General features: G+C 72.2%; 8 protein-coding genes. 4 read left to right on the forward strand and 4 right to left on the reverse strand.

Features of this window, described 5'->3' with window-relative positions; all coding sequences use genetic code 11:
• Nucleotides 1–16 precede the first annotated feature (16 nt).
• The 4 genes from FFS10_RS22000 (at nucleotide 17) to FFS10_RS22015 (ending at nucleotide 2,811) form a co-directional block, all read left to right on the forward strand.
• Nucleotides 17–601, forward strand: coding sequence for a peptidylprolyl isomerase (locus tag FFS10_RS22000; protein WP_137896737.1), 585 nt, complete (start codon nucleotides 17–19; stop codon nucleotides 599–601).
• 10 nt (nucleotides 602–611) lie between these two features.
• Nucleotides 612–1,118, forward strand: a complete 507-nt coding sequence (locus FFS10_RS22005) for a peptidylprolyl isomerase (protein WP_137896738.1) — start codon at nucleotides 612–614, stop codon at nucleotides 1,116–1,118.
• A 101-nt stretch (nucleotides 1,119–1,219) separates the two neighbouring features.
• Nucleotides 1,220–1,996: a UDP-2,3-diacylglucosamine diphosphatase gene (locus tag FFS10_RS22010; protein ID WP_137896739.1), complete on the forward strand. Its 777-nt coding sequence runs from the start codon at nucleotides 1,220–1,222 to the stop codon at nucleotides 1,994–1,996.
• On the forward strand, nucleotides 1,996–2,811 hold the full coding sequence (locus FFS10_RS22015) for a M90 family metallopeptidase (RefSeq protein WP_137896740.1): 816 nt from the start codon (nucleotides 1,996–1,998) through the stop codon (nucleotides 2,809–2,811). Before FFS10_RS22010 ends, FFS10_RS22015 begins: the two co-directional genes overlap by 1 nt.
• Here the strand turns inward: FFS10_RS22015 and FFS10_RS22020 are convergent.
• The 4 genes from FFS10_RS22020 to FFS10_RS22035 all read right to left on the reverse strand — a co-directional run.
• A complete protein-coding gene (locus tag FFS10_RS22020; protein WP_249931388.1) occupies nucleotides 2,802–4,181 on the reverse strand; it encodes an ATP-binding protein in 1,380 nt (459 codons plus the stop codon). The genes FFS10_RS22015 and FFS10_RS22020 overlap by 10 nt on opposite strands.
• Nucleotides 4,178–4,846: a response regulator gene (locus tag FFS10_RS22025; RefSeq protein WP_137896741.1), complete on the reverse strand. Its 669-nt coding sequence runs from the start codon at nucleotides 4,844–4,846 to the stop codon at nucleotides 4,178–4,180. The genes FFS10_RS22020 and FFS10_RS22025 overlap by 4 nt, the downstream gene beginning before the upstream one ends.
• 173 nt (nucleotides 4,847–5,019) lie before the next feature.
• On the reverse strand, nucleotides 5,020–7,776 hold the full coding sequence (locus FFS10_RS22030; protein ID WP_137896742.1) for a DUF349 domain-containing protein: 2,757 nt from the start codon (nucleotides 7,774–7,776) through the stop codon (nucleotides 5,020–5,022).
• A gap of 138 nt (nucleotides 7,777–7,914) precedes the next feature.
• Nucleotides 7,915–9,144: DUF748 domain-containing protein (locus tag FFS10_RS22035; protein WP_137896743.1), on the reverse strand; the 1,230-nt coding region annotated here is incomplete at its 5' end.

Raw genomic sequence — 9,144 nt, forward strand, 5'->3', positions numbered from 1 at the left:
GTAAGCACACCCGCCCATGAGCCTTTTCGCATTCTCGCGGCCGCGCCGCGCCGCCCTGCTCCTGACCGCCTTGACCCTGGCCGCTGGCACAGCGCTCGCGCAGCAGGCGCCGCGCGTCAAGCTGACCACCACGGCCGGCGACATCGTGCTCGAGCTGAACCCGGTCAAGGCACCCCGGACCGTGGAGAACTTCCTCCAGTACGTGAACGAGCGGCAATACGACGGCACGGTGTTCCACCGCGTGATCGACGGCTTCATGATCCAGGGCGGCGGCTTCGACGAGCAGATGCAGCAAAAGCCCACGCGCGCGCCCATCCCGCTGGAAGCCGGCAACGGCCTGAAGAACGACCGTGGCACCATCGCCATGGCGCGCACCGCGAATCCGAACTCGGCCACCGCCCAGTTCTTCATCAACGTGGTGGACAACGCCATGCTGAACGCCCCGCAACCCGACGGCCACGGCTACGCCGTGTTCGGCAAGGTGGTGGGCGGCATGGACGTGGTCGACAAGATCCGCACCACCGCCACCGGCAACCGCGGCATGCACCAGAACGTGCCGCTCACGCCCGTGGTCATCCGCAACGCAACCCTCGTCAAATAAGGACCCCGCCATGAGCAAGCCCCAAGTCGAACTCCACATCGCCGGCCTCGGCGTCATCACGCTCGAACTCGACGCCGACAAGGCCCCGAAGTCGGTCGCCAACTTCCTGAGCTACGTGAGCAAGGGCCACTACGACAACACCATCTTCCATCGTGTGATCCCCGGCTTCATGATCCAGGGCGGCGGCTTCGAACCCGGCATGAACCAGAAGCCCACCGACGCGCCGATAGACAACGAGGCCAACAACGGCCTGAAGAACGACAACTACACCGTCGCCATGGCCCGCACCAACGCACCGCACTCGGCCACGGCGCAGTTCTTCATCAACGTCGCCGACAACGGCTTCCTGAACCACACCGCGCCCTCGGCCCAGGGCTGGGGCTACGCGGTGTTCGGCAAGGTCGTCGCCGGCACCGAGGTGGTGGACAAGATCAAGGCCGTGAAGACCGGCCGCAAGGGCTTCCACGATGACGTGCCCCAGACCGACGTGGTGATCGAGAAAGCCGTCGCGCTTTAAATGGCCCCCACGCTTGTCACTGCGTGTACTGCGCTGCCCCCCAAGGGGGCCGCAGTCGCCTTGGGGCGGCCCGGCGGCGACTGACACCAATCTCCTCCACCATGTCCACCGCGACCGTGCCCCGGCCCGCCGAGCTCAGCGCTCCCGCGGGCTGGCGCACGGTCGACTTCATTTCGGACCTGCACCTGCAGGCCAGCGAGCCCGCCACCTTCGCAGCCTGGCGGCGCTACCTGGCCGAGACGCCGGCCGACGCCCTGTTCATACTGGGCGACCTGTTCGAGGTCTGGGTCGGCGACGACGCCGCAACGCCCGGTTCGTTCGAAGCGCTCGGCGGCGACTGCCTGCGTGAGGCGTCCGCGCGCTGCACCCTGTTCTTCCTGCACGGCAACCGCGACTTCCTGCTCGGCCCGGCCTTCGCCGCCCAGTGCCGCATGCGGCTGCTCGAGGACCCCACGGTGCTGGCCTTCGCTGGCCAACGCTGGCTGCTCAGCCATGGTGACGCCCTGTGCCTGGACGACCTGGACTACCAGCGCTTTCGCGCCGAGGTGCGCAGCCCGAACTGGCAGCAGGATTTCCTGGCCCGCCCCCTAGCCGAGCGCCAGGCACTTGCGCGTCAGATGCGCGCACGAAGCGAGGCGCGCAAGCGCAGCGACGCGACCTACGCCGACGTCGACGCGGCGCTGGCGCGCCAGTGGCTGCAGGCGGCCAACGCCACCACGCTGATCCACGGCCACACCCACCGCCCGGCCGACCACCCGCTGGGCGAAGGCCTGCGGCGCATCGTGCTCAGCGACTGGGACGCCGGCGCCCAGCCGCCACGCGCCCAGGTGCTGCGACTGACACCGGGCGCAGACCCTCAGCGCCTGGATTTGTACTGATGTTCGACTGGCTGCGCCGGCGCCTGCGGCCGCGCGGATCGGCGCCGCAGGCCATTCCCGAAGCCCTGTGGCACACGACCCTGGCCCACTACCCCTTTCTCGCCGCCCTGGACAGGGCCGAGCGCCAGCGCCTGCGCCGGCTGGCCAGCCACTTCCTGGCGCAGAAGGAATTCCAGGGCACCTCCGGCCTGGTGGTCAGCGACGCCATGGCCCTGGCCGTGGCGGTCCAGGCCTGCCGGCCGCTGCTGCACCTGGGGCCGCCCGACGCACCCGAGGCCGCGCTGCGCTGGTACGACGACTTCGTCGGCATCGTCATGCACCCGGACGAAGTGCTGGCGCAGCGCGAGATCACGGACGAGCATGGCGTCGTGCATCGCTACAGCGAGGCCCTGGCTGGCGAGGCCATGGAGGGCGGGCCCGTCATGCTGAGCTGGCGCGACGTGGACCAGGCCGGCGCCTCGGCCACGCAGGGCTACAACGTGGTGATCCACGAATTCATCCACAAGATGGACCTGCGCGACGGCGAGGCCGACGGCTGCCCGCCCCTGCCGGCGGGCTTCATGGGCGCGCCCACGGCACGCGCTGCGCGCGCCGCCTGGCTGAAGCAGTTGCTGGCCGAGTACGAGCGCTTTCGCGAACAGCTCATCGTGGCCGAGCGCTTTGGCGGCGCGCCGGTCTGGCTCGACCCTTATGGCGCCACGGCGCCGGACGAATTCTTTGCCGTGGCCTGCGAGGCCTATTTCGTGAACCGCCCGCGCTTCCTGCAAGAGCTGGCGCCGCTGGCCCCGATGTTCGACGCCTTCTTTCAGCCCTGAGCCGCCTGCGGCCAGGCGATGCGCACGCGCAGGCCGCCCAGTTGCGGGCTGCGGTCCAGCTCGACCGCCAGCCCGTGCAGGCGGGCCAGGCGCCGCACGATGGACCAGCCCAGGCCGCTGCCGGACTGCCTGGTGCCGAGCACACGGAAAAAGCGCTCGCCCAGTCGAGCCAGGGCCTCGTCGGGCAGGCCCGGCCCGCTGTCCTCCACCGTCAGGCTCGCCGGCCCTGCAGCCAGATCCACCTGCACCCTGGCGCCGTCCGGGCTGTAGCGCAAGGCGTTGTCGACCAGGTTGCGCAGCAGCACGGCCGCCAGCGGCGCGCTCATGGCCACGCGCAGGGGCGACGGCGCCGCCAGCGCCAGCTCCTGCCGGCGCGCCAGGGCCTGCGGCGCCAGCTCGGCCAGCACGCTGCGCGCGACCGCGGCCAGGTCGGTGCCGCCCGCGGACGCCTCGGGCGCCGCGGCCTCCTCGGCTTCCAGGCGCGCGAGCTGCAGCAGCTGCTCGACCAGATGGGTGGCGCGGTCGCAGCCCTGCAGCGTGGCGCCCAGCGCGCGCTGGCGCTCGCCCTCGCTGGCCGCCCCCTGCACGACCTGGGCCTGCATGCGGATGGCGGCGATCGGCGTGCGCAGCTCGTGCGCGGCGTCGGCGGTGAAGCGCCGCTCCGACGCCAAGTGCTCGGCCATGCGCTCGAACAGGCCATTGAGCGCGGTGACCAGTGGCTGCACTTCGGGCGGCACGCCCTGTGCCGACAGCTGCTCGAGGGACTGGGGCCGGCGCTCTGCCACGCCCTGCCCCAGCCGGCGCAGCGGCAGCACCGCGTCGCGCACCGCCCACCAGATGCCCAGCACCAGCAGCGGCAGCGCCAGCAGCGCGGGCCAGATCACGCTGCGCAGGCTGGCCACGAGGATGTGGCGGCGCGCCGACCACTGCTCACCGACCTGGATCAGCACGCCCGGCTCGCGTCCGGGCGTGGTGAACACGCGCCAGGCCTGCCCACCCACCTGGCTGTCGGCCAGGCCGTTCTGTCGCCTGTCGGACAAGGGCAGATTGGGCGCCTGCTCCGAGCGCACCACCAGGCGGCCCGAATGCCAGACCTGGAAGGCGACGCGCGGCTGGTACCTGTGCAGCAGCGTCGGCGCCTGGGTGAACGCGTCGTCGTCCAGCTCTTCGACGGGCTGGGTGGACAGCAGCGCCGCCGTCTGGGCCAGGTGGGCATCGAGCAACTCGTTGAGTTCGTGCCGCGTGTCGTACCAGGTGGCCACCAGCGCCACCAGCCACACGCCGGCGACCAGGCCCAGCACGGTCAGCAGCAGCCGGGCCTGCAGCGAACGGGGCCGCAGGCGCCACAGCGGCTCGCGCGCCCCGCTCACGGCTGGGCCTCGCGCTGCAGCATGTAACCCACGCCGCGCACGGTCTGTATCAGCCCGGGGCGCAGCTTGCGCCGCAAATGGTAGACATGCACCTGAACCGCATTGCTGGCCACCTCGCTGCCCCAGGGGTAGAGGTGCTGCTCCAGTTGGTCGGCCGTGAGGACCCGGCCGGCGTTGAGCAGCAGCACGTGCAACAGGTCGTATTCGCGGCCCGAGAGCTCGACCGGCCGGCCATCGAGCCAGACCCGGTGCGCGGCAGGGTCGAGCTCCACCCCGCCCGCGCTCAGCCGTGTCTGCGCCTCGCCATGGGCGCGCCGCACCAGTGCGCGCAGGCGCGCGGCGAGCTCCAGCAGATCGACCGGCTTGATCAGGTAGTCGTCCGCCCCGGCGTCCAGGCCCTCGATGCGCGAGGGCAAGGCGTCGCGCGCGGTCAGCACCAGCACCGGCGTGGCCACGCGGCGCGCGCGCACGGCCTTGAGGCTGTCCAACCCGTCCTGGCGCGGCAGGCCGAGGTCGAGCACGGCCGCCTGATAGGCCCCGGTCGTCAGCTCGCGCTCGGCGGCCACGCCGTCGCGCACCCAGTCCACATGAAAGCCCTGCTGGGCGAGCCCGGCCTTCAGGCCCGCGCCCAGCAATTCATCGTCTTCCGCCAGCAGGATGCGCATGGGCTTCAGTCGTCCTCCTCATGACCCCATTGTCCGCCACACCATGCCGGGCCGGAAACCTCACCGGCCGGCAGCCGTCCATTCGGCGCAAACTGCCATTGCCAAGTCCAGAAGGCGAACACCGCCGCCGGCAGCAGGCCCGCCGCAGTGCCATCAGCGGGTTCGGTGCGCCCTCAGTTCCGCAGCAGGACCTTGAGCGCGTTCTGCAGGCGACGGGCGTTGGCGCCGTCGAAGCCGCTGGCCAGCACCGTGGCGGCATCGCGGCCCCAGGTCTGGGCCGGCGCCGGGTCGTTGCGGCGCGTCAGCAATTGCAGTTGCAGGGCGCGACGGGCGTTCAGGTGCTCGGCCGGCGTGGGCAGCTCGGCCGCCATCTCCAGGCGCAGCAGGGCTTCGGCGGCGTCGCCCGAAGGCGCCGCGCCCAGCGCCTGGACCCAGGCTCCGCGCAGGGCCGGGGTCACGCCGCGGCCCAGCTCCTGCTGGCTCGGCAGTTGCTCGGACTGGCGCTGCTCCCAGGCTGCGATCAGCTGGCTCAGGGCCTCGCCATGGGCCTGTGCAGCCAGCTTGCGCAGCGCCGCCTGGGCATGCTCGAGCGCGTCGCGCTGGGCGCGGAAGGCGGCATCGCCCAGGCGCGGCCCCCGCTGCTCGGCACGGTCGCCGAAGCGGCCACCGTCGCGGCCTCCATCACGCGTGCCGCGCTCCTCGCGCCGATCGCCGAAGCGCCCCGCACCCGGCGCGCCCTTGCGCTCGCCGAAGCGCGCGCCGCCGCGGCCGGCCACGACTGGCTCTGCCTTCTTCATGCCCGGGCGGTCATCGCCGCGCATCGCGATCACGGGCTTGGCGGCCGGCTTGGCGGCCGGCGCCTCGCTGGCCGCCGCAGCCGGTTCGTCAGACTCGGTCGACTCGGCCACGGCCTCCCCCGCCGTCTCGGCAGGCGCCGGCGCGGCCTCGGCAGCAGGCTGCGGCTCGGAGCGCTCGGCCTGCGCCTGGGCCTGGCCCTTGAGCGCCTGGTCCAGGGCCGCCATGGCGGCGCGAATGCGCTGGACATCGCCGCTGGCGTTGGCGGCCTCCAGCGCCCGGGCGGCCTCCAGCACCAGGCGATCGTGCTCGCTCATCTGGGTGGCGGCCTTCTCGCGCTCCTCGGTCTTGCGGTTGAAGGCCTCGTCGATCGGCTTGCGGAAGGCGTCCCAGAGCTTTTGCTCGAGCTTGCGCTCCAGCGGCACGCCCTGCGCCTCGGCCTGCCAGCGCTGCTGCAAGGCCTTCACGGCATCGACGCGCAGCGCCGGCGCAGCGCCCATCCGGGTGGCCTCGTCGATCAGGGCCTGGCGACGCGCCACGCTGTCCTTTTGCGCGGCTTCCAGCGGCGCCGCGGCGGCGTGGATGGCCTCCTTCCACAGCGGCTGGAGCTCGGCGAAGGCCTTTTCACTGAGGTGGCCGGCCTCGCGCCAGCGCTCGGAGAACTGGTGCAGGGCGCGGTGGAAGGCCTTCCAGTCGCTGGCCGAGGCGTTGGCTGCCCCCCAGGCCTTGACTTCCTCGATCAGCGCCAGGCGCTGGGCACGGTGCTCGGCCGACTCCTGCTTGAGCTTGTCGAGCCAGGCCTCGACCACCTTGTGGGCCTCGTTACAGGCCGCGTCGAAGCGCTTCCACAGGGCATGGTTGGGCACGCCACCCTGGTCGGTGCTCTTCCACTGCTCGCGCAGCTGGCGCAGGGTCTCCTGCATCTTGCGCCCGCCCAGGCGCGGCTGCGGGGCCTGGCCCTCGGGCAGGGGCTGGCCGTCCTTGCCCGTGCGCAGCAACAGGCCCTCGGCCTTGGCCACGAGCTCCTCGCGCAGTTGGTCGGCGCGCCAGCGCTGCCAGCCCTCGAGCTCGCCGGCCGAGGCCAGGGCGGCATGGACCTTGGCCTCCAGCTTGTCGTCGATCAGCCGGCCATGCTCCTTGAGCGCGTTGCGCAGCGCGGCGGCGGCGCCGCTGCTGCCCTTGCCATGGCCCTCGGCCACTTCCTGCTCCAGCCGGGCCAGCGCCTCGCCCACGGCCTGCGCGGCGCGCGCGCGCAGCTCGGGGTCCACCTTGGGCCGGGCCGGCTTCTCGGTCCTGGCCCCAGTCGGTACGGCCGGCGCTTCGGCCGGCGGCAGGCCGCGCGCGGCGCGCAGTTCGTCGGCCCACACCGGCACGGGCGGCAGCGCGGCCGTGGCGTCGGCGGCGGCCAGCACGGCCTGCGCCAGCGCAGCGCTGAACGCCTCCCAGACCACCAGCAACTGGGCACGCGAGGCCTCGATCTGGGGCGGGAACTTGGCGTCCACGCTGGACCAGCTGGCCTCGGCCACCAGCACGTCGGCCTGGGACTGCCAGTGCTGCACGTCGGCGCGCAGCACCTCCAGCGCGGCCTGCGCGTCCTGCCAGCCCTTGGTGGACAGCACCTCGATGCGCTGGGCCAGCAGCACGGCGGCCTCGCGCTGCACCATGGCCTGGTTCTGCAGATCCTCGATCGCCCTCACACGTTCGGCCAGCTGCAGCTTGAGCGCGGCCAGGGGTTCGCGCGACAGCGGCGCACCGGCCTTGGCGGCGTCGCGCTGCCAGGCCAGGGCGTCGGCGATGTTCAGGCGCGGGCTGGACAGCAGGCCCTGGGCCTTCTCGGCCCATTCGGCCGCCAGCAGCTCCTGGCCCTTGGCGCGCTTGATCTCGTCGAGCTTCTCGCGCAGCGGCTTGGCGGCGCCCTTGTCGCGCGCGCTGAGCTCCTTGAAGACCTCCTGCAGCTGCTCGGGGGCAGGCTCGGTGGTCAGCCATTCGCGGATGCGCGCGGCGCGCTCGCCCGAGGTCGAGGCCGAGAAGGCGCCGCCGGTCAGGGCGTCGAGCGGATGCGGCTCTTGGGATTTGGAAGGGGCTTGGTTCACGGCGGGGCTGGCAGGCGTGGTGTTGCGGGAAAAGGAAAACATCGTTGTCATTCGGGTTGGAGGCGCCAGGCCGGGCGATGGCCCGGCCCGAGGCCGGCCCGGCGGCGGTGGCGCCGGGCAGTCAAACCGCTATTTTCGCCGGGATTTGGTCCCGTGCGCGAGATCGCGTTCGACGAGGGCTCAGCGCATGCTCAGGCTGAGCTCGGCCTGGGGGCGCCAGGCGGGCTCGGCCGCCACGGTCTTGGCCGCGCCGAGGAACAGACGCTCGACCGGTAGCGAGCGCGCGACCAGGTAGTCGCGCACCGCCACGCCGCGCTGTAGCGCGAGCTCGCGCATCAGGTCCTCGTTGACCGGCACATGGGCCAGCAGCAGAGCCTCCATCTCGGCCGGCGGCAGGTCCTTGGCCAGGCCGATCAGGTTGCGCGGCTTGGGCATGTCGGCACGCCGGTAGACCTCCTTGAGCAGGGCCGGGTACTCGGCATCGCCCAGCGTGACGGCGTCGGCCGCGGCGCCGCCGGCCAGCAGGGCTCGGCGCTTTTCGGCCAGGACCAGGGCGCGCAGGCGCTCGCGCTGGTAGCCCTCGCGCTCGGCCTGCAGGCTGGCGGTGCCGACCACGGTCATCCTGAGCGCGGGCCGCTCGGTCATGGCCTTGGCCAGCTTGTCGAGGTTCTGCCGGGCCTCGGCCCCGAGCAGGGCGCTGCCGGGCGCGAAGGCCACCGTGCCGAGCTCGTCGGCACTCCCACCCAGGGCGCCAGCCAGCAGGCTGAACGGCGAGGTCAGGGCCTTGGCGATCAGGTTGACGATGGCCTTGAAGATCACGGGGCCGAGGCTGAACTGCGGGTCGTTGAGCGAGCCTGAGATCGGCAGATTGATGTCGATCACGCCGTTGCGGTCGGCCAGCAGCGCCACGGCCAGCTTGACCGGCAGGCTGGCGGATGCGTTCTCCACCTTGTCGCCGAAGCTCAGCTGGTTCAGCACCAGCTGGTTGCTGGCCGTGAGCTGGCCGTTGGGCTGCACGGCGTAGGCCACGTCCAGGCTGAGCTTGCCGCGCTCTATGCCGTGGCCGGCGTATTTCACCGAGTAGGGCGACAGCGGCGGCAGCTCCAAGTCGCGCACCTTGCCCTGGATGTCCAGCGCCAGCGGCTGGGCCAGGGGGTTGATCTTGCCCAGGATCTGCAGCGAGGCCGTGCCCTCGGCCCGGCCTCTGAGCTCCAGGTCGGCCAGCTCGGGCGTGCCGCCCTGCGGCGCGACCGAGGAAAAGGCGCTCAGCTTGCCGGTCAGCTCGCTGAGGTCGGCCGAGTAATTGGGCTGGATGAAGCGGTCGGAGAACAGGACCTTGCCGCCCAGCAGGCTGACCGGGCCGAAGCGGATCACCGGCGCCGGGGCGGGTGCCGGTGATCCGCTTCGGCC

Origin of the sequence: Ramlibacter sp. 2FC (genome assembly GCF_005503345.1) — a bacterium.
Classification (GTDB): domain Bacteria; phylum Pseudomonadota; class Gammaproteobacteria; order Burkholderiales; family Burkholderiaceae_C; genus SCMQ01.

Excerpts from the sequence above, each read along its gene's own strand:
- FFS10_RS22005 (WP_137896738.1), top strand. The coding sequence starts at position 612 with ATGAGCAAGCCCCAAGTCGAACTCCACATCGCCGGCCTCGGCGTCATC.
- FFS10_RS22025 (WP_137896741.1), bottom strand. The coding sequence starts at position 4,846 with ATGCGCATCCTGCTGGCGGAAGACGATGAATTGCTGGGCGCGGGCCTG.
- FFS10_RS22015 (WP_137896740.1), top strand. The coding sequence starts at position 1,996 with ATGTTCGACTGGCTGCGCCGGCGCCTGCGGCCGCGCGGATCGGCGCCG.
- FFS10_RS22000 (WP_137896737.1), top strand. The coding sequence starts at position 17 with ATGAGCCTTTTCGCATTCTCGCGGCCGCGCCGCGCCGCCCTGCTCCTG.
- FFS10_RS22010 (WP_137896739.1), top strand. The coding sequence starts at position 1,220 with ATGTCCACCGCGACCGTGCCCCGGCCCGCCGAGCTCAGCGCTCCCGCG.
- FFS10_RS22030 (WP_137896742.1), bottom strand. The coding sequence starts at position 7,776 with ATGTTTTCCTTTTCCCGCAACACCACGCCTGCCAGCCCCGCCGTGAAC.